18 protein-coding genes and 1 pseudogene are annotated in these 21612 nt (G+C 34.7%); 2 read left to right on the forward strand and 17 right to left on the reverse strand.

Translation table 11 applies throughout. From position 1 onward, the window contains the following. Positions 1-83: 83 nt before the first annotated feature. On the reverse strand, positions 84-1028 hold the full coding sequence (locus FD26_RS00120) for a D-2-hydroxyacid dehydrogenase (RefSeq protein ID WP_057866422.1): 945 nt from the start codon (positions 1026-1028) through the stop codon (positions 84-86). Between the two features lie 336 nt (positions 1029-1364). Here FD26_RS00120 and FD26_RS00125 point away from each other — a divergent pair, with 336 nt between their 5' ends. Further along, positions 1365-2084, forward strand: coding sequence for an MIP/aquaporin family protein (locus FD26_RS00125; RefSeq protein WP_057866423.1), 720 nt, complete (start codon positions 1365-1367; stop codon positions 2082-2084). A gap of 531 nt (positions 2085-2615) precedes the next feature. Here FD26_RS00125 and FD26_RS00130 read toward each other — a convergent pair. From FD26_RS00130 to FD26_RS00140, 3 genes are all read right to left on the reverse strand, one after another. Next, on the reverse strand, positions 2616-5531 hold the full coding sequence (locus FD26_RS00130; protein ID WP_057866424.1) for a glycoside hydrolase family 84 protein: 2916 nt from the start codon (positions 5529-5531) through the stop codon (positions 2616-2618). Between the two features lie 122 nt (positions 5532-5653). Then, positions 5654-6877: an ABC transporter permease gene (locus FD26_RS00135; protein ID WP_057866425.1), complete on the reverse strand. Its 1224-nt coding sequence runs from the start codon at positions 6875-6877 to the stop codon at positions 5654-5656. After that, positions 6870-7766, reverse strand: coding sequence for an ABC transporter ATP-binding protein (locus FD26_RS00140; protein WP_057866426.1), 897 nt, complete (start codon positions 7764-7766; stop codon positions 6870-6872). The genes FD26_RS00135 and FD26_RS00140 overlap by 8 nt, the downstream gene beginning before the upstream one ends. A 120-nt stretch (positions 7767-7886) precedes the next feature. Here FD26_RS00140 and FD26_RS00145 point away from each other — a divergent pair, with 120 nt between their 5' ends. After that, positions 7887-8804 carry a DMT family transporter gene (locus FD26_RS00145; RefSeq protein ID WP_057866427.1) on the forward strand — a complete coding sequence of 306 codons (918 nt, stop codon included), beginning with the start codon at positions 7887-7889 and terminating at the stop codon, positions 8802-8804. A 67-nt stretch (positions 8805-8871) separates the two neighbouring features. On the opposite strand, the gene FD26_RS00150 is transcribed toward FD26_RS00145, so the two are convergent. The 13 genes and pseudogenes from FD26_RS00150 to FD26_RS00205 all read right to left on the reverse strand — a co-directional run bounded on the left by FD26_RS00150 (position 8872) and on the right by FD26_RS00205 (position 21582). Then, positions 8872-10224 (reverse strand): ABC transporter substrate-binding protein, encoded by a 1353-nt coding sequence (locus FD26_RS00150; protein WP_057866428.1) that lies wholly within the window; start codon positions 10222-10224, stop codon positions 8872-8874. Further along, a complete protein-coding gene (locus tag FD26_RS00155; protein ID WP_057866429.1) occupies positions 10224-11054 on the reverse strand; it encodes a carbohydrate ABC transporter permease in 831 nt (276 codons plus the stop codon). Before FD26_RS00155 ends, FD26_RS00150 begins: the two co-directional genes overlap by 1 nt. After that, on the reverse strand, positions 11054-11995 hold the full coding sequence (locus FD26_RS00160) for a carbohydrate ABC transporter permease (RefSeq protein WP_082596199.1): 942 nt from the start codon (positions 11993-11995) through the stop codon (positions 11054-11056). The genes FD26_RS00155 and FD26_RS00160 overlap by 1 nt, the downstream gene beginning before the upstream one ends. Then, positions 11988-13076 carry an ABC transporter ATP-binding protein gene (locus FD26_RS00165; RefSeq protein ID WP_057866431.1) on the reverse strand — a complete coding sequence of 363 codons (1089 nt, stop codon included), beginning with the start codon at positions 13074-13076 and terminating at the stop codon, positions 11988-11990. The genes FD26_RS00160 and FD26_RS00165 overlap by 8 nt, the downstream gene beginning before the upstream one ends. Before the next feature lie 164 nt (positions 13077-13240). Next, positions 13241-13981: an SDR family oxidoreductase gene (locus tag FD26_RS00170; RefSeq protein ID WP_057866432.1), complete on the reverse strand. Its 741-nt coding sequence runs from the start codon at positions 13979-13981 to the stop codon at positions 13241-13243. A 17-nt stretch (positions 13982-13998) separates the two neighbouring features. Next, positions 13999-14409: a cupin domain-containing protein gene (locus FD26_RS00175; RefSeq protein WP_057866433.1), complete on the reverse strand. Its 411-nt coding sequence runs from the start codon at positions 14407-14409 to the stop codon at positions 13999-14001. A gap of 17 nt (positions 14410-14426) precedes the next feature. Then, positions 14427-14714, reverse strand: a complete 288-nt coding sequence (locus FD26_RS00180; protein ID WP_418235947.1) for a carboxymuconolactone decarboxylase family protein — start codon at positions 14712-14714, stop codon at positions 14427-14429. Continuing rightward, complete coding sequence (locus FD26_RS11425) at positions 14674-14775, reverse strand: hypothetical protein (RefSeq protein WP_418235937.1); 102 nt, start codon at positions 14773-14775, stop codon at positions 14674-14676. The genes FD26_RS00180 and FD26_RS11425 overlap by 41 nt, the downstream gene beginning before the upstream one ends. A gap of 185 nt (positions 14776-14960) precedes the next feature. Beyond that, positions 14961-15407, reverse strand: a complete 447-nt coding sequence (locus FD26_RS00185) for a MerR family transcriptional regulator (protein WP_057866435.1) — start codon at positions 15405-15407, stop codon at positions 14961-14963. A gap of 43 nt (positions 15408-15450) precedes the next feature. Then, positions 15451-16155 (reverse strand): SDR family oxidoreductase, encoded by a 705-nt coding sequence (locus FD26_RS00190; protein ID WP_057866436.1) that lies wholly within the window; start codon positions 16153-16155, stop codon positions 15451-15453. Between the two features lie 15 nt (positions 16156-16170). Continuing rightward, positions 16171-18686: pseudogene (locus FD26_RS00195) on the reverse strand (ABC transporter permease). Positions 18687-18696: 10 nt separating this feature from the next. Next, positions 18697-19398: an ABC transporter ATP-binding protein gene (locus tag FD26_RS00200; RefSeq protein WP_057866437.1), complete on the reverse strand. Its 702-nt coding sequence runs from the start codon at positions 19396-19398 to the stop codon at positions 18697-18699. A 249-nt stretch (positions 19399-19647) separates the two neighbouring features. After that, positions 19648-21582 (reverse strand): M13 family metallopeptidase, encoded by a 1935-nt coding sequence (locus FD26_RS00205; protein WP_057866438.1) that lies wholly within the window; start codon positions 21580-21582, stop codon positions 19648-19650. Between the last annotated feature and the right edge of the window lie 30 nt (positions 21583-21612).

Consider the following 21612-nt stretch of genomic DNA (forward strand, 5'->3'; position numbering starts at 1 on the left):
AATTCTCAACATACTTTTCCTTGAAAACGAAACCAAAGCCAATATATTATCCATGTATCTGACTTACTATTTATCTTTATTTGTTAATAACCTGTGGAATAATTAACGATATTTTCTACAACCTCGCCATTTTCAACATATGATTTCAAATTGCGTTTAAAGATATCGAAAGCACGCTCACTATAATGAACACTGTTTCCGGCATCGTGTGGAGTAATAATGACATTTTCCATATTCCACAAAGGACTGTCACTTGGCAGTGGTTCTGGAGTAGTAACGTCCAACCCACTTCCGGCAATCTCGTCATTCTTCAAAGCCGAAATCAAATCTTCCATATTGGTCGTCTTTCCACGACCAATATTAATGTAATAAGCTTTCTTAGACATAGCTTGGAATAATTCTTGATTGAATAGACCCATTGTTTCTTCAGTATCAGGTAGAACATTCACTACAAAATGTACTTCGCCAATTCTTGATTTCATTTCCGACATCGGAATCATTTCGTCAATATATTCGGCAGGACGATTGCTTCGACGAACACCGATCGTTTTCATTCCCAAAGCCTTAGCATAACGAGCAATAAGTGTTCCAATATGACCAACGCCTACAATCATAACGGTCTTATTATAAACTTCGTCATAGCCATCATCTTGTTTCCACTCTCTAGCATCTTGGTGTCTAGCCGTCAAATTCATTCGACGAACGAACATCAACATATAAGCTAAAGTTTGTTCGGCAATATTAATGGCATTAGCGCCAGAACCATTAGTTAAAATAACACCCTTATCAGCCAATTGACGCAATGGTAAAGCATCTACACCTGCGCGAACCACTTGAATCCAGTTTAAAGTTTCACTTTTCAAAACCGCATCTTTTAAATTATTAGACCAGCCATATAATACTTCTACTCCATCAAGGTCAGCTGCAACAACTTTTTTAGGAGAAACTACTTTAAGTTCAACTTCAGAAATTGATTCAATCTTTTCAGTTTGTTTTTTGGTTAAATTAACTAAGCTAAGAACTTTCATTTTTCTACCTCGTTTTAGAATTAGTATATGCTATTACTATATAGCAAAATCTAGTCGTTTTTTCTGAAAATGTCAAAAATATTCGGAATGTATGATACAATATTACTCGTTGCTCATTATTTGATTTATTTTACTTTTTATGTTAGTAGTTATTGCCCCGGATTGGTGGAGCAATTTTTTTATGTGAAATTTGGAAAATATTCACTCATAAAAGACAGATTATTACGAATTTATATGAATTAACCCATTTTTGAGTGAATTTTTAATATTCGTGTTTTGCTAACAAATATAGGTCATGGTGAGACAAATTAATTAAATTTAGGGGTAGTATTAATTATGCACTATACGTTGTTAGTTCGTTGTGTCGCCGAATTTATCGGTACAGCTATTATGGTTGCGCTTGGTAACGGTTCAGTTGCCAACGTTGAATTAAAAGGAACAAAAGGTTTCCACGGTGGGTGGATTTTGATTGGATTCGGTTATGGTATCGGTGTTATGGTTCCAGCCATGATGTTCGGTCCCATATCTGGTGGTCAAATCAACCCAGCCATGACATTAGCTTTAGCCTGCAATGGTCAATTCCCTTGGGCTGAAGTTGGTCCTTATATTATCGCTCAATTCTTAGGTGCCATTTTTGGTCAACTTATGATCGTAGCGGCCTACAAGCCTTATTATAATCAAACAGAAAACGTTGAAAGTATTCTTGGTACTTTCTCAACAATTGACGCTGAAAACAGTCGTCTTAATGGTTTTATTAACGAATTTATTGGTACTTTTATTTTAGTATTCGGTGCCGTTGCTTTAACTTCAGATCATATTGATTCACGTGCCGACTTTATCGGTTTAGGATTCTTAGTTATGTGTTTGGTTGTTTCCTTCGGTGGTCCCACTGGCCCAGCGTTGAACCCTGCTCGTGACCTTGGTCCTCGTATCTTACATGCATTGTTGCCTTTAAATCCTAAAGGTTCATCCCAATGGAAATACAGTTGGGTTCCAGTTCTTGCTCCAATTCTTGGTGCCATTGCTGCTGTTAAACTTTATGGAATTTTCTTTTAAACAATAAGCAAAAAAAGAGAAAGTCATCTTCTGATGATTTTCTCTTTTTTAGTTATAACGTAAGTAGGTTTAAATTTTCGCCATCCAAAAAAATTGGGAATGTTGTTGGAACTATGGTTCATTTTGAAACTAATTATTGTAAAATTTAAATAGCAGATAAAAACTGCCACTGTTAAGGAATTCAAACATAAACGTATGTCTGGAATACCTAATAGCGGCAGTTTTTTATTTACTATAATATTAGAACCAAGGATTTAATCGGTAGTAAAAAATCTGTGGGCCCTCAGTGGTGATATTGTACTTAGCTTGCGAAGCAAGGTTAGTACAAGACCGAGCTTAGAGATCCCATAATTACGCACGAAGTGTGAAATTATTAGCTCTAAGTCGTGTCCACCACGTTCCAGTGGCCCACAGATTTTTTGCGGACGATGGCATACTTCAACCACATCAGTTAGTATACTCACGCGTATAACCCAACTTGAGTAAGAACCTATTTTTATGCTTCTCTCTTTTTTTGTTTTCTAAATCTCTCTAGCTTAATCCAAATTCATTAATTACAAAATTACCCGTATTGCTATCCACTACTAACTTGATGCCATCAATTGAACCTGCAGGCAGAGTCATTTTATTCAATGATTGTTTGCTTTCAACTCTTCCTAATTCTTTCCAATTACCATCGACATTAACGTAGACCGTTCCACTTACCTTGCCTGCTAAATATAATTCATGCTTGTCGTTTACTGAAGCAAAACGTTGTTCAATAATTCCTGTCTTTTGACTATTCTCTAATTGACCTGTAAAAGCAGTCTGAACAGTACCATCAAAAATAGCCTGTGATGAACTATTATCAGTTCCTTTAATATTAGAGATATTCAATCCAGTTTTATCAAAAACCGAAATATCTCTTATTTGTAGCCAATTATCGGTATTACTTGTCGAAATAATAAATAAATATCTAGCTTTAACTGGTTGATTTAAATTCAATTGATAATTGCCGGTTGGTCCAACTTGTCCTACAGCCACTTTATCGCTGCCATCAGCTTCATTAGCCGTATAAATAACTGCTGATTGAAATAGATCGCCACTTGTAGCATTATCATCAGTTCCTTGGTGAATATCAATACGTTGAATCTCTTGAGTATCTTTCAAATCAACTTTAATTGAATCACCCTTTTTAATACTGCGGTTACTCCAAAACTTTGTATTCAAATTACCGTCATTCATATTAGCAGCCGCATAATCTTCATTTTGAGGAATGTCAGTTGATGCTTCACTGGATACTTTTTGAGCCGACGTTGTCAAAGCCACAGTTTCTAGCCAATTATTAATAGCCTCATATGATTTATTAATGAAGTTTTGGAAAACACCATCTCCAACTGAAGGCGTGATAACTAAATCAGGTTTGCCAGTTCTGCTATCAGGTACGGCTTTAACATTTGCTTGGTTAATCTGATCAGACATCATTGAAAAATCGTTACTTAACATGGCGCTTGTTGCTTGACCACTATTAATTTTATCTAAAATATTGATACTGGAAATCATAGCTTTAGCCCAATGACTAGCTGCATTGATCCATGGCAAAGAGTCATTATAGAAACCAGTGACCTTCATATTTTTCAAAGTTTCAGGCGTATTGGCAATAATATCGAGGCGCTCCAATAATTTAGCTTTATTTGTTTCATAATTGGCACTGCCGTAAGGGGACTCTTCAAAAGCATTGATAAAAGTCGATAAGATTGGTGCATGAACCTTGTCTTCAGTTGCTGCATAATCCCAATATTGATTAAGATCAACAAATGATTGCATAGCTACTAGAGCATCCGGATCATCTCCTGCCATTTCCCGAATTATATTATCCTGAGTTGCCAAAGGATTATAAGTATCAGCATTCCACATGTAATCTCCATAACCAGCTATTCCAAGCCAAGAAGCGTATGGCTGAATCATTGGATTGCTTGTAAAGCCATCCATAATCTTATATAGACTCTTACTTCTACCCTTTAAAGGATTCAAATATAAACGATCTTGATCAGAATCATTAACGGGGAAATTATCCCAAATAAAAATATGGTCTGAGTTATATGTCTTTTTAGCTTGTTCAACTGAATCATCAGTTATATCGCCAGAAAAAACTCCTTCGCCAGTCCATTGCAAACGAATATTCTTATCTAAAGCTTCACCTTGAGCCTCTTTAAAGGGATCTTGCTGCGATCCGCTGTAATTAGTTGGTACTAACCAGAGATCAGGTAAATTATTCTTTTTTATATATTCATTTTGAACTCGGTTAACATAATAAGCTTGCGCATCAGCCAAAGCTGACCAAGGATTATTAGGATAATTTTTAGTAGCATGATTTTTGAATACTTCTGAATCTGCTGATGTCATTCCCAAAGGAATATCATCCAAGGCAATATAAAATTGTGTAACTCCAATTTCTTTCAGTTGATTCAATTTAGCAACAGTTTTATCAAAATCTTCCTGACTTGAATAAGTAATATCGTTACCCGGAGATAATGTATAGACGAAAGAAACATGATTTTTCTTAGCTGCTGCTACTAAATCTTTAATTTGATCTAATTTATCTTGAGGATACAATTCTTTCCAATTATTTCTTAAATAGTCATCATCTTTAGGTGAATATATATATACATTCATTTTATGCTCACCCATAAATTTAAAAAGATCTTTTCTCGCTTGCTGTGACCAAGGTTCTCCATAAAATCCTTCTAGTACGCCACGGATCGACATTTGTGGAGATTCCGAAATATTAACATTTGTTAAATCTGATTTTTTATTAATTAAATTGTTTAAATTATTAATAGCATAAAATAATCCAGTAGCATCTTTTCCCTGAACCACAAGAGTTTTTTTATTATTAACTAAACCGCTCTTGATTAAATATCCATTGTCATTCAGTGTTGCCGCAGTTTCCGAACCAAGATTGTTCAACTGTCGATCAATCTCTTTATCCCCGGAGAGTCCAAAATATGCTTGATCAATGTCTACTTGATTTTGATTCATTTTTCTATCAGTTTGTTGGATTTCTTGATAAGTTTGTGTATCCTCAACTGAATTGCCAATTGTTGTTTGAGTCTGGTTAGGCTCGGCAACTGGTTGAACCGAAGCTGACGGTTGCGCCTGCGTTGCCTGAATCGATTGAGAGTTTTGTTGAGTCACACTATTATCCGATTTCTGATCTTCTTCAGAAGACTTAGTACTATCATTAGGAATATCTTTCGTTACAGAGTCATCTTTTTCATCAACAGAATTAGAAGATGTATCAGTTGATTCTGTTTGTGTAGAAACTATTTCTGAATTAGACACTTCGCTAGCATGTACTAATGTAGGCGCGTTAAAAATTAGTAAAGCGCCAAAAGTACTTACCCCTAACATGAGCAATCTTTGATTACTTTCGATAAAGCTACGTTGCTTTCCTTTTTCAGACATATTTAATACCCCTTTCCTATACAATATGGAGTATACATTCATTTGAAGCGCTTTCATACAATTTAAAGCTAAAAAATACCACTATATTTTTAATTTAATAATCAAATATAGTGGTATTAATATTATTTGTTATATGATATGCCTCGTTTAAATCTTTTCCAAAAACTAGAGTCATCAGTCTGAAGCATTAATCCTTGATAAATTTTTCCGATATACATCGATAATAAAATGATACTTACTATCAAAACAAGCAATGACAAGATTATTTCCATTCCACTAGCATCATTATTGATGATCCGCATTGGCATAAAATATGACGAGAAGAAAGGTACATAGGATAAAATTTTAACAATTATCGAGTCAAGATTATTTTGAAATGGGAAAGTAATAAAGAAAGCTAATAAATTCAACATAATTACTGGTTGAGCTGCCTTAGATGCATCTTCTGCCTTAGCTACCAAAGCACCGGAAAAGGCTGCCAAAACTGTATAAATAACTACTCCCAATAATAAATAAAGCAAATTAATGCTCAATATATTATGTAGAACTGATGTAATCAAGGCATTATATTGTTTCAAAAAGCCCTTTGTTAATGATGAGTTTTGAGCAAAAATATAAATTCCCCAACCACCAACTAAGTAAATTAAAATTTGAGTCAAAATGACTAATAAAATACCAAAAATTTTTTCTAAGAAGTACTTGATAGCCGTAGTACTAGAAAAAATTATTTCCATTATCTTAGTTCCTTTTTCAGAAGCTATCTCTTGAGCAGTGATTGTAGTATATGTAATCAGAATGATATAAACCATCATAACCGTGATCCAGTATGAAATAGTTTTAACTAAATTATTAGTTCCTGCTTTTTCCTGAATAGTTTCTTTTAATTGAGATTTCTGCTGCAACGACTGCAATTGCTGCTTGGATAATTGTGCGTTTGTTAAGTTCAATTGTTGTTGAATTTGGTTCAAGTAGCTATTTACTTTAACCTTCAAATTAGAACTCAATGATTTAGTTCCAAAATATTGACCGGTAACACGATTATTATCGATTTTTAATACTAAATAGCCGGCCAATTTATTCGCATCCATTTTTTTCGTAGCAGTTTTCTTATCGGTAACATTATTCATAACGACATCTTTATTTGCCTTAGCGAAACCATCCCGCAACTGTGATTGTTGACTGATAACAGCAATCTCATCACTAGTTCCGCCACTTTTACCACCTAAATAACCAGCTCCAACGGTTATTCCAAACATCAAGAAAGGCCCGATGACTAACATTACAAATCCCCAAGATTTAATTTGGCGCAAAAAGGTTTCAAATGTTACGATCCATAATTTATTCATGAGCTTCACCCACTTTCAAACGGAAAATTTCATTTAGGGTTGGTGGCTGCTGACTAAATTCCTCAATATATTTACCCTGCGTCAATTGATCAAATATTTCTGATCCGGCATCTTCATCATCAAGGCTAAGAATATAACGTTTTTCCTCTTGTCGCTCTACTTTTATCACATGTGGTAGAAGCTGCAATTGCTCCTGGCTCCAATCGGTAGTAACAGTAATTCTAATCCTACCAAAAGATTGTCTTACATCATGAACGGTTCCCTTCAAAACAACCTGACCATCCCTTAACATAACTAATTTGTCGCAAAGTTCTTCAACATTTTCCATATCATGACTAGAAAAAATAATCGCTGCACCTTCAGCTTTGGCAGTCAAAATTGCTTGCTTCAAAAGGTCCGCATTAACTGGATCCAACCCACTGAATGGTTCATCTAAAATGATTAGTTTTGGATGATGAATCAAAGTACAAATCAATTGTACTTTCTGTTGATTACCTTTAGATAGGTCTTTAATCTTGTCCTTCTCAACACCTTTGACAGCAAAACGTTTCAACCAAAGATCAATTTGTGGGCGAATCTCTTTAGCTGACTTATTTTTTAATCGTGCTAAATAAATTATCTGTTGTTGAATCGTCAACTTGGGCATTAAACTACGCTCTTCTGGCAAATAGCCAATTTTATCAAAGACTGTTTCATTAATAACCTGATCGTTCCAAGTTATTTTTCCTTGATACTTCAAAAAATTCAAAATACTATGGAACGTTGTTGATTTTCCGGCTCCATTTTGTCCGATTAAGCCTAAAATCTGACCATCATTTACAGTAAAAGAAACATCATTTAAGGCCTTCATATCCCCGAAACTTTTAGAAATATGTTCTATTCTAAGCATCATTATCACCTCTAATTGTTTTGATTATAACTGATATAAAATTAAAAATTCCCTTTTGCCCACTTTTCCATAAATATAATTGTGTTAGCATAATAATTAATATGTTTTAGGGGGATTCACATGACTGACAAACAAAAGGGCTTCTTCTATGCGATTACTGGCCCAGTACTCTGGGGATTTTCGGGCAGTATTGCACAATATCTATTTACGCAAGAAAGCATTCCAACTCAATGGATCGTTGGTATCAGACTGATCTTTGCTGGACTGTTATTGGTTATCTGGTGCTTTTTTATCAACTCCAAAGCTCTATTCTCAATTCTAAAAAAGCCGCGTTATGTTATCCAGCTATTGGCTTTTGGCTTACTAGGAATGTTGCCAGCTCAGTATACTTACTTTATGGCTATCAAGTATGGCAATGCTCCTACGGCAACAGTTTTGCAGTTCTTAGGACCGCTTTTTATAATTCTGTATTTGTCGCTTAGAAAATTACAGTTGCCTCGACGAATTGATATTATTTCAATTATTCTAGCCTTATTAGGAACCTTTCTACTTGTGACCCATGGTCATCTAAATCAACTAATGCTGTCGCCAGCAGCAATTATCTGGGGAGTTCTTGCCGGTGTGAGTCAAGCTTCATACACGCTTTTACCAAGAGAGTTGTTGAAAAACTTCGATGCTCGAATTGTAACTGGCTGGTCTATGCTTTTAGGTGGAATTGTCTTTGCACCATTTGCTGACTTGGGACATGTCCCTGAATTAACCCCTACAGCTTTACTTTGTATTATTTTCATAGTAACCGGCGGTACGATGTTCTCTTACTTATTCTATTTACAAAGTTTAAATTATATTACCCCTTCAACTACCGGCATGCTGAGTGCTTTTGAACCATTGACTGCTACTATTTTGGCTGTAACAGTTTTAAACACTAAAGTCAGCCCAGCAGAACTAGTGGGAGCGTTATTGATTCTTGGAATAACTTTCTTACAAGCGTTGCCTCCAAATTTGTTCAATTTGAAAAAAATGCAAAATAAAAATTAACAATACAAAAAACTCAGTATGAAATTCAAAAAACTTCATGCTGAGTTTTTTGTATACTATTGAAAAATCATTTGTAGCCATTAGCCTTATTCAACTGTGTTAAATTATCGTTGATATTTTTATCAGCTGTATTCAGAGCCTGATTAATATCGCCACCATTATAAACAGTTTCCATAGCTACCTCTTCTAGTTGACGGGTTAATTGCATCCCCTCCATCAAAATACCGGAATTAGAATAGTTTGGTTTGGCTGTAGCTAATTGTTGACCAGGAACCTTAGCCTCAGGATTCTTTGCATAAAGCTCTTTTAAAATACTTGTTTTCTGAGAATCCTTATTTAAAGCTAAATATCCTGTTGATTTTTGCCATTGAGCTTGAACTTCTGGTTTCAAAGTATATTTAATAAATTCAAATGCTCCACGTTGAACATCCTTAGGCTTGTCGTTAGAAATCCAAAGAGCTGCTCCACCAATTGCAACACCATTGGCTTTCTTACTGTCAGGATGAGGGAAATAAGTAATTCCTAATTCATTTTTATTATTTTGAGTTAACTGACCAATACTAGCAGATGATTGAATAAAAATTCCTACTTTATCAGATAAGAAACCAGCGGTTTGATTAGCACCTGCACTGGCTCCAGAACCATAATCAATAAAATCACCTGATTTAATGTTTTCTTTGATCCAATTTAAAAACTCAACTGTATCAGGGTTATTTATTTTTACTTTAGTAGGATTGCCAGTATGTCCATCATTTTGATTAGCTAGTTGAGCATTAGCATTAGCTAAAGCTTGTTCTAAAAACCAACCGTAAACTTGGATTGTCATTCCTTTAGTCTTGTGACCAGATTTTTCATAAAGTTCTTTAGCTACCCGAGTAATATCACTATATGAAGGTGAAACTGGAGGTGGAGTAATATTATATTTCTTTAGTAAGCTAGCATTGTAGTACAAAACTGGCTGCGATGTATTAAAAGGCATAGCTTGTTGCTTACCCTTATTTGCATAAAAAGCACGCGCTACGGAAGATATTTTACTGACATCATAGTTATCTTCATCGATGAAATTCTGTACCGGCGTTGTATATCCGCTATGCAACATTTGAGCGGTAGAAATATCAAACGCTTGGAAGACAGCTGATGAAGTACTTGTATTATGAGTCTGTAAAATCTTTTGAATTGCTTCATCATAAGTACCTTGATACTTTGGAATAACTCTATATTTAGTCTGTGATTTATTAAATCCATCTACAACTTTTTCTAACGCTTGTTCAGAAGGACCACCCATTTCGTGCCAAAATACAATTGGAATACGATTATCTTTAGTCGTTGACTGTGCTGAAACAGCTCTACTAAACAGGGCAGCGAATATAACCCCTAATAAAATAACTACCGGCAGAATAATTTTTTTATATTTAGACATTATTTAACAGCCCCCTCGTTCATCCCTGACTTAAAGTAATGTTGACCGATAAATAACACAATAATGGTAGGAATGACAATAATGGCTGCACTAGCTTGGATCATTCCCCAATCATTAAAGGTTTCTTCAGATTGCAATTGCTTTAAACCATTTTGAATAACTCGTGAATTATTACTGAAAGTTGTTAGCATAGGCCAAAGATATTGATTCCATGAGCCAAGAAAACTATATGCACCTAATGTAATCATGCCGATCTTGTTGTATGGCAAAACAATATTCCAATAAAATTGGAAATGATTCAAGCCTTCAATATCAGATGCTTCTTTTAATTCGCTTGGAGTTTGCATAAATGCTTGACGCAACATAAAGGTTCCAAAAGCTGACGTTAAAAAAGGAATAATCATAACTGCATAATTATCAAGCAATCCCATTTGTTTAACTGTCGCAAAATTAGGGATGATCTCTGCTTCAAAGGGCAACATCATCGTAATTAAAAATAACGTAAAAATTGTCTTTCTAAATCTAAATTTCAAAAAAACAAAAGCATATGCACTCATTGAACAAAAAATTAATTGAGCAATCATAGTAATCGTCGAAATAACCAAAGTATTGACTAAATACCTTAAAATAGGCGTTTTAGTAAAAGCCGCAACATAGTTATCCAATGAGATTTTTGTACTGAAGAAATTTCCCTTAGCAATATCCATAGTTGGTAAAAAACTTGTCCAAATTCCAATAAAGAACGGTGCCAAAATAATAATGGCCAGTAAAATTAACAGAATATAACTAAAAACCTTTTTTAAAACTGCACGTTCATCAAACTCAGCCATTAGTAATTCACCCGTTTCTCTAAAAATTTAAATTGTAATAATGTAAAGAAAGCAATAATGATAGTTAGGATAATAGCTTCAGCACTTGATTTAGCATAATTTCCACTATAAAAAGCATCTTTATAAATTCGATAAACTAGCATATTAGTGGCATTAGTTGGACCACCTTTAGTAATCAAATCAATTAGACCAAAACTCTTAAAAGCATCAATAATCGTAATTGTCGATACAAAGAACAAAGTCGGCGAGATCATTGGAATAGTAATGTGAAAGAACTGGAATCTAGCCGAAGCGCCCTCAACATCAGCTGCCTCATAAAGAGTATTTGGAACTGATTGAATAGCTCCTAGTAAAATCAAGAAAGTAAATCCTAAATGCATCCAAACAGTGGTAATAATAACTGCCCACATTGCATTCGCAGGACTAGTCAGCCAATTTACAACTGGTAAATTTAGCCAGTTGCTTAAAAGTACGAAGAATCCTGTCGAAGGATTAAAAATGAAAAGCCAGAAAATAGCAGCTACAGCTACTGATACTCCCATTGTTAAGGAATATAACGTTCTAAAAATACCAATCCCCGGCAACTTTTGACTCGCTAGGTTGGCTAATAGTAGTCCTAATGCAATCGTCAGAAGCGTCACAGCAACCACATAGACAAAGGTTACCCAGAGACTAGAAATAAAATCTGGGGATGCAATTAATCTGACATAATTTTCTAACCCAACATAGACAGTGGTTTTGCCCAATGTATTAGTTAAAAATGTACTGATATAAAGGGTTTTAAACATTGGATAAAATACGAATAATCCTAAAATCAATAGCGATGGTCCTAAAAATATTGAAGCGTAATATTTATCTTTAGCATTAAGTTGAAATCCATGGCGTTGTGTCGTTTGTACCTGCTTCTCCGAAACAGCGTCTGTCGTCGAAGTTTTAAGCATTGACCATATCCTCCGAATTCTTGGTAATATTAACGCCATCACTATTGAAGATTAATACATTATTTTTAGCAGAAACCTTGATGTTATCATACGGTTTAAATTGAGAATTACTGTCTACAATGGCTGCAATTTCAACATCATTGTGAGCCATCTTAGCATAAACAATTTTTTCATCACCTAAAAATTCAATTGTTTTAACTGATGCATTGGCAGTTAATTCGTCAGCTTCTTCAATTAATAATTCATTAGGACGAATTCCGACTTGAAAGTTTTCAACAGAGACTTGTTGGTTAATCTTCAATGTGAAATCATCGTTTGCATTAACGATACCCTCTTCGGTACTAATAGCAGGCAAAATATTGATTGGCGGAACTCCGAAGAAGCTAGCTACAAATTCGTTGGCCGGACTCTTATAAATTTCTGCTGGCGTTCCAATTTGTTGAACCTTCGAATCATGCAAAACCATAATATGATCGGCCATAGTCATTGCTTCCACTTGATCATGGGTAACGTAAATTAAAGTTAGGCCTAACTTTCTCTGCAAAGCATAAATTTCTTGACGCATTTTGATTCTTAATTGAGCATCTAAATTAGATAGAGGTTCATCCATTAAACAAATCTTGGCATCGCTGGCTACTGCTCGAGCTAAAGCCACACGCTGTCTTTGACCACCAGAAAGTTCTCGAGGTTTTCTGTCCTTCAAGTCCTCTAGACTAACCATTTTTAAAGCATCATTAACACGAGTCTCAATATCAGCTTGAGAAGTATTTTTTCTAGCTTTCAGACCGAATGCGACATTGTCCCAAACACTTAAAAACGGAAATAAAGCATAGCTTTGGAAAACCATTGTTAAATTACGGTCTTTAGGAGCCATATCATTAACGACCTTGTCATTGATACTTATTTCTCCATCAGTAATTGATGTTAACCCTGCGATCATTCGTAACAAGGTACTTTTACCACAGCCAGATGGACCAACAATTACAAAAAATTCTCCTGTCTGGATTTCAGCATTAACATCACTCAACACTGTTTTTTCCGAATCATATTGTTTAGAAATATTGGTCAAAACTGTAGCCATTATCTAATCCCTCCAATTAATTCATGGTTACAGTATGAAATTTAATTGTATATATCCAACCTATTTATTGTAAAATTTATGTAAATCTTATGTTGATTTACAAAAAAAACGTTCAGCCAATAATCAATTGTTGATTATTAGTTGAACGCTTATGAACTGAAAAATTACATCTGTTTAGTAGGATAAATTGTAAATTCATTTACATTAACATCTTCTGGTTGATCGACGGCAAAATTAACTACACGTGCAATTGCTTCAGGAGAAATTCCTACCTGTTTGTAAAAGGCATCCATATTCTTTTTAGTGTTGCTATCAGTAATAGTATGCAACAATTCTGTATTAATAGCAGCTGGATAAAGCGTAGTTGTTCGAATATTAGTGCCTTCTTGAGCACTTTCCATACGAATAACTTCCATCAAATTACGAACTGCAAATTTTGTGGCTCCATAAACGCCAGAACCAGCAAAACTCTTAATACCGGCAACTGATGATGTTGTAATGATATGACCTTGTTTGTTTTTAACAAAATCAGGCATAACAGCAGCAACGCCATTCAAAACACCCTTGATATTAATATCGATCATATCATTCCACTCTTTAGTATGTAGAGCACTGATTGGTGAATTAGGCATGATTCCTGCATTATTAAAAATAACATCTAAACCACCGAATTCAGATTTTGCTAAAGAAACTAAGTCAGCAACTTCCTTTGCATCCCTCACATCAGTTACTTTGTAAGCAGCTTGTCCGCCAGCATTTTCAATATCATTTACAATTTCTTGCAAACGATTCTCACGACGAGCACCTAAAACAACCTTAGCACCATTCTTAGCTAATAATTTTGCTGTAGCTTCACCAATACCACTTGAAGCACCAGTAATAACAATAACCTTATCTTTAATCATATAATTCTCCTTTAATTTTATAGCTTGGCGTAATCTTCATCAGATACAGGTTCAAGCCATTCTGATTTGCCTTTAGTTATAGCCACATGGCTGAACCAACTGTCCTTAGTTGCTCCATGCCAATGCTTAACGCCTTCTTTAATTACAACTACATCGCCTTGTTTAAGCAATTGAGCGGGTTTACCCCATTCTTGATACCAGCCTTCGCCGCCAGTAACTAAAAGAATTTGATAACCGTCATGATGAATGTGCCAATTATTGCGACAACCTGGTTCAAAAGTAACATTACCAACACCAAAATCAATATTGTCTTCTGGACTTACCATTCCTTTTAGATAACTTTGACCAATAAAATATTGAGCGTATGCATCATTTTTATCGCCAACAGGGAAAACTCCATTTGTTTTTAATTCTTCATTTTTAGCCATTTTTTCAAACTCCTTTATTATTTCCAAATTTCTTTAGCGCGGTTGAAAGCACTCCAAGCCTTAGGCCAGCCAGCATAAAACGCTAAGTGAGTAATTTCAGCTACAATTTCATCTTTAGTGATTCCATTTTGCTTACCAATTTTTAAATGTGCATCTAGTTGTTCAATATTACCAGCTGAAATAATGCTAGCAATTGTAATTAAAGAACGATCATGTGCAGAAAGTTCAGATTCTTTGCTCCAAACTTCTCCAAATAATACGTCATCATTTAATTTTGCAAATTGTGGAGCAAAATCTCCTAACATATCTTGTCCTGCTGTTTGTTTCTTTGCCATAATCAATTCCTCCTTGCTTCGATAAATACATTAAACAACTTAAAGTCGACTTTAAGTCAAGAAGAATATAAAAAAAGATTCAATAATTTTTTGAGAAACAATTGTTTCTAAGACATAACTCTTATATTTGCTAATTTTGCAGCAAAAAAGCGGAACAAAATATGTTCCGCTCTGATTTCTGTTTATAAATTTTTTTCTTAAATATCTAAGTAGCAGCTATCTTTCTTCTAAATAACCATGATTCATATTTTTTAGATAATCTGAAAATTGCTCATTATCTTCAACATTGCCACTCTCTTTGCCTTTATACCAATCTAACTTATCATTCAAAACAGTCCAGCTATCTTCTAACTGTTGAAATTCAACTTCAAAATTACGACGGACCTCTTCCAATAACTCAATCCGTTGATTGATGGTTGAATCGCCTTCCGCACGTAATTTAACATAGCGTTTCAATTGCTCAATAGTCATTCCGGTGCTTTTCAGATGTAGTAAGAATCTTACCCATTTAGCATCTTGTTCCGTATAATAACGAACGCCATTTTCAGTTCGATGTGGTTTAATGAGACCTTCTTTTTCATAATAACGAAGTGTAGGACTATTTAAACCAACCATTTCGGCAAAATCACCGATTCGATATCTTTTTTCTATTTCTACTGGCATTATTTCACCTTCTACTTAAAGTTGACTCTAATTGTAACATCATTTATAAATCGACACCACCGTCAACGCGTAAGACTTGACCTGTAATAAAATCATTCTCCATCAAATAAATATAGGCTGAAGCAACTTCATCCAATTTAGCAACTCGTCCTAAAGGCACATTTTCGGAAACATTGCTTTTTTGTTCCGCCAGCTGTTTAGAATTCATACTTCTCCACAAACCAGTTGGGGTCCATGTAGGCGAAACAGCATTGATCCGATAATCTGGTGCTAACTCTACTGCGACGCCTTGAACCATGGTATTAATGGCTTGATTGCCAATAATAGCTCCAGAGGCATCATAAGGGTGTCCTCCTGAACCAGAGGTTAAAATAATTGAGCCATTTTGTTTCAAATGTTTACTAGCTATCTGGACTAACTGTAAATTAGCAAAAAACTTATCTTCAATAGCCTTTCGAATATCTGCTACAGGGCTTTCCAAGAAACCTCCACCCATAGCACCACCCAGCATTGAAACAACATGATCGAATGAACCATACTTTGCAAAGAATCGTTTTATTTGTCCCTCATCTTGAGCATCTAACGAACTGCCTTGAATATTATCATCGTATCTTAATTTATTAACTCGATCCTGATCTCGTCCAATAACATAGACCTCAGCTTTTTTATGCTGTGCCATAATAGCAACTTCCTTACCAAATCCAGAAGTTCCCCCGATGACAAGAACTTTATCGTTTTCTAAACTCATAAATTCTACCTTCAATCATTCATTAGATTTTAAAGCACCAATCATATCTATATGTTGCAGTTTTTTATGTGTAACTAACATAACAATTGCTGTGAAAACTATCATTAATAACGTAGCAACTAAATAACCGAACCAGCTAATAGTAAGTGGGAAAATAACCTGTTCCGTTGCAGCTTGATTCAAAATATAGGCTGTTAATAGATTCCCCACGCCATAGCCAACAACGATTCCAACAATTGTCAAAATAATATTTTCTCTCACAATATACATGGTAACTTCATTATTATAAAATCCTAAAACTTTTATCGTCGATAATTCACGAATTCTTTCAGAAACATTGATATTAGTTAAATTATAGAGAACCACAAATGATAAGACACCTGAAAGCAATATAAAAATCAAAACAATTGGTTTCAAAGATGAAGACATTTTTGAAACAGTACTTAAAACGTCGTGCGTATAGCTGGTCCCCATTACCGCTCCAGATTTTAACAATTGATTAGCTAATTTCTTACGCTGCGACTTCGTCTGTTCTTTCAGATGCAATAACAACGTATTAGCTTTGGGAGACTTACCAAATTTTTGTTGATACATTTCTGGACTCAAATATACGAAATGACCGATAAAATTCTGTGAAATAGCACTGACTTTTAATTTAGTTTTCTTGCCATCTGTCATCGTCAATCTTATTGAATCCCCCGTTTTAACGTCTAACAGCTGGGCAATCTTTTTAGACAAGACCACTTGTTTCTTGTTCAAATTAAAACCTAAATGAACATATTTAGCAAAGTTTTGCACCGACTTTGGGGTATAAATATTAACATCATTAACTTGATTTTTACCTTTTATCAATTTAGCAGTAGAAGAATTGATAGCAGTACTATTTTGATACTGATCATTGTTATTTAAAACATTCTTAACTTTAGTAAAATCAGCCGATTGATTTAATTTTACTACCGCTTGATAATCAAAAATTTCTGAATATTGACGATTACCACTTGCTGCTATGGAATTTTGAATTCCAAATCCAGTTAAAATCAAGGCCGTACCACCAGCAATACCGATAATAGTCATAAACATTCGTGATTTAAAACGGAATAAGTTTCGATAACTAACTTTACTGTTAAAGCTCAAATGATTCCATAGTGGCTTGATTCGTTCCAGTAGAATTTTCTTAGCTGATTTAGGAGACTTAGGACGCATTAAAGCGGCTGGTCCTTCAACTAATTCTTTTCTGATAACAATAATTGCTGCTCCTAAAGTTGCTATTAATGCAAAAATTAACGCAATAAGGATTACTATCCACTGCAAACCAACAACCCAATCTAAGGCAATATATTGCTTATAAAGTGCTAAAACAATTCGTGGCAAAGTTTCATTACCAATGATAGCACCTAATAACGCTCCAATAACTCCAGCCGAAATTGCATAATAGTAATAATTTCGGGAGATTTCCCATTTAGTATAGCCGAGAGCTTTAAATGTTCCTATTTCACTTCTAGCTTCTTCAACCATTCTAGTAATGGTTGTAAAGGTAATCAAAGCGGCAATCAAGAAAAAGAAAACCGGAAAAACATTAGCAATCGCAGCAATTCGATCTGAACTTTCGCCATAAGCTGAAAATCCTGGCAGATCCTTCCTAGTTTGCCAAGTATAAGTCGTTTGAGCTTGTTTCAAAGCTTTAGTCCTAAAAGCATTTAACTTCGTCTGCTGCTGTGCAGCGGCTTGAGGATCAGCCTGTCGAGCTTGATCTATTAAAGACTGCTGAGGAGCAATCTTCTTATCGATTAGTTCTGTAGTTCTTTGATCGGCTCGATTTTTAAAAGCTTTCTTCAGCAAACTTACCTTTTTGTTTACAGCCTGCTTGTAAGATTTGCTAAAAGTATTTTTATTTCTTAATGATTAAAATGCAAATTCAAAACTGTTCCTACTGACAAATTCAATTGCTTTTGAGGTATGTAAGCAAACAGCTGTACTTGACCATCAGCAATATTAGTTGCCCCACGCGATTGATTATCAATATATTGTGGCGAATCTGCAAAACCTACAATTTTATAAGACTTCTGTTTTAAATTTGAATTGTTAGCAAATTTGAAAGTTTGTCCTAATTTATAGTCATACTTCGATCTAGCATTTTTATCCAAAACAATTTCATTGTTATTTTTAGGCAGCCGACCACTGCGCATAATTAAGCGATTTTGCTTAGCAGCGGAGTTATATCCATAAAGTGCTATTGCCACTTTATCTTTACCACCTATAACATACTTCAATTTTGTAGTTTCAACCTGAGCTCCAGGAACTTTTCGAGCTAATTTAATATCTTCTTTATCAAATCCTGTTGTTGATAGCACCTGAATATCAGAAAGGTTTTTATCTGCTACCGTTTTATTCAAAGAATCATTCAAACTAGGACCAGCTGCTTTAACTCCAACAAAAATCAAAACGCCTAGCATAATTATCAAAATAATTGCGATAAAGCGCCCTTTAGATTTTTTTATATCCTGAAGCATATTTTTCGTCAATGGATTCATCTTTATTCACCTACCATTCAATATCCTGAACCGGTATTGGATAAGGATTGTCGACAATCGATTGAATTTGGGCATCGTGAATCCGAATCACTCGATCAGCCATATTAGCCAAAGCCGAATTATGGGTAATAATAATGACGGTTTTATTATTAAGATGACTTGCGTTCTGCAACAAAGTAAGTACTTGTTTCCCAGTTTCATAATCTAAGGCACCTGTCGGTTCATCACATAAAAGCAGCTTAGGATTTTTAGCCAAGGCTCTAGCAATAGCAACTCTCTGTTGCTCACCACCAGATAGTTGCGATGGAAAATTATCAATACGATTACCTAACCCGACTGCTCGCAAAGTATTCGTGGCATCTAAAGCATCCTTAACGATAGCTGAAGCCAGCTCTACATTTTCCTTTGTCGTCAAGTTGGGAATCAAATTATAAAATTGAAAGATAAAACCAACGTCATTTCGGCGATAAGTTGTTAATTGTCGTTCATTGAATTGTGCAATATCAGTTCCGTCAATAATTACTTGTCCATCACTAGGTGTATCCATACCGCCTAAAATATTTAAAACAGTCGATTTGCCAGCACCACTCGGTCCCAAAATGACAGTTAATTTTCCTTGTTCAACATCAAACGAAAGATTGTTGTTTGCAAAAATTGTGGTATCTCCCATTTGATAACGTTTTGATTCATTTCTAACTTCAATATATGCCATCTGTTTTCACCCTTCCTCATTAATAACTATTATAGAGGAAACCGGATACATCATTAAGATATAAAACTCAAAATTATTTTAAAAATAATAAGTCCAATTCAATGATTCTTATTTAATATATTAATTATGACTACTGAGGCCATCCTAGCTCCGTTCCAGATTATTGTCTTTAAACGTGTAACAAAAGGCACAATATTCGTATTATGAATATTGTGCCTTTTATTGCTTAATTTTTATCGAAGGTATAATTTACCAAATATTAATTCTTTTGTCATTTTCTAACCACATACCATCGCCTGGCTGCACATTAAAAGCTTTGAAAAACTCGGTCATATCTTGAGAAATAACGTTAGCTCGCAAAGGTTGTGGCGCATGAACGTCTGTTGCCAATAGGTCTTCATTATATTCTTCGGTCGCTTTAAAACGCCATGATTTAGCCCACTGGATAAAAAACTGCTTAGCATCGTAATCTGATTCTAATTTTGCGGCTTCAATTGCACAACGCATTCCTCCAACATCAGCAATATTTTCACTGACCACTAATTTTCCATTAACTTTGCCACCGGCATACTTAATACCATTGAATTGATCAATCATCTGCTGCGTCAATTTTTTAAATTTTGCATAATCCGATTTTGTCCACCAATCATGCATATTTCCTAACTCATCGAATTGAGCTCCATTATTATCAAAGGCATGTGAAATTTCATGGGCAATTGTTGCTCCAATTCCTCCATAATTTTCACTGCTGGTCTGCTGCAAACTATAAAATGGCGACTGCAAAATTGCTGCTGGAAAAGTAATATCATTTCTAGATGGATCGTAACAAGCATTGACCATGTGACCTGGCATTAACCACTTGGAGCGATCAACTGGTCGATGGTATTCGGCCAATGAATCAGCAATAATAAGACGATTTAAATTAACCAAATTACTATATAAACTTTGATCTTCATCAATAATCAATTTTTTATAAATGGCTTCTGCTTTTTGGGGATAACCAACCTTTAAAACAATTTTTTGTAATTTTACAATTGCTTGTTTTTTGGTAGCTTCACTTAACCAATCGTTATCTTGCAAACGTTGCTCATAGATTGCAATCATTTTTTCAATCATGGCTCTTACATCGGCTTGAGCCTTCTCACCAAAATACTTTCGACCATAGTAAATTCCTACGACTTCACTAAACATTTTTTCTGCCAAATGATAACTAAACTTAGTCCGATCAGGTAGCTTTGCTGCCCCACTCAAGGCTAACTTATATTCGCCGAATATTTGTCGAAAATCTTCACTGATATATTCAGCATTATCCATCAGATATCGAATTAACATCCAAGCCTTAATACTTTCAAAGGTTTCATTATTAACTATTTTAGAAAGATTATTTAAATATCGGGGTTCTTCTACAATTACTTTTTGAGGAGTAGCTTGAATTTGTGCGGTTACCAAAGTCTTCAAATCTAAATTTACACTCTTTTGTCCAAATTCTTCAAATGACAATGGATTATAAATTTTAGTATAATCAGCCCATTCTTCAGCATTTTTCACGATTGGTATCAGAGACTTATCAAAAACCAAAGCCTCTTTAACTATTTTGGGGCTCAGCTCTTGACTATATCCTAATTTATTAAGTAATTCTTTTGCTACTTCAGCATATTTTAGGAGTAGTTTTTTACCTGATTCATTATCAGCCTCATAGTATGATTTGTCCGGTAAAATCAGGTCAGCCCCCTGAATATATACGACATTTTTTGTAGTATCCTTCATATCGGCATCAACATAGATAGAAATAGGTAAAGAATAATCATTTTTATCAAAATCAGCTAGATTCTGACTAAGATCAGCCAATGATTTAAGATTCTCTATTTTTTTCAAATCCTTCAAAAAATCTGTTGTTGCAGAATGATTTTGCAAAGCTACTCTATATAATTTCACCGCTTGCAAAAGCTCATCACTATTTACATTCTTTTCATTTTGAGCAAAGTTAGAAAAATCCTGCATTAATTGTTTTTCAATCATTAAATCCAATTCATCTGAGGCCCCAGCACTGGATTTATCAGCTGGTATCTTAGCTTTGCTCTGCCAAGTTCCATTAACAGCTAAATATAAATTATCTTTATAATCAGTCGGTTCGGTGGCAATTGCCAAATCACCCGCTCCACCGATAATTTTATTAATCTTCATTTTTATTCCACTCTCCACAAAAATAATCCT

The sequence above is a fragment of the Companilactobacillus crustorum JCM 15951 genome (assembly GCF_001434585.1).
In the GTDB taxonomy this organism is placed as follows: Bacteria; Bacillota; Bacilli; order Lactobacillales; family Lactobacillaceae; genus Companilactobacillus; species Companilactobacillus crustorum.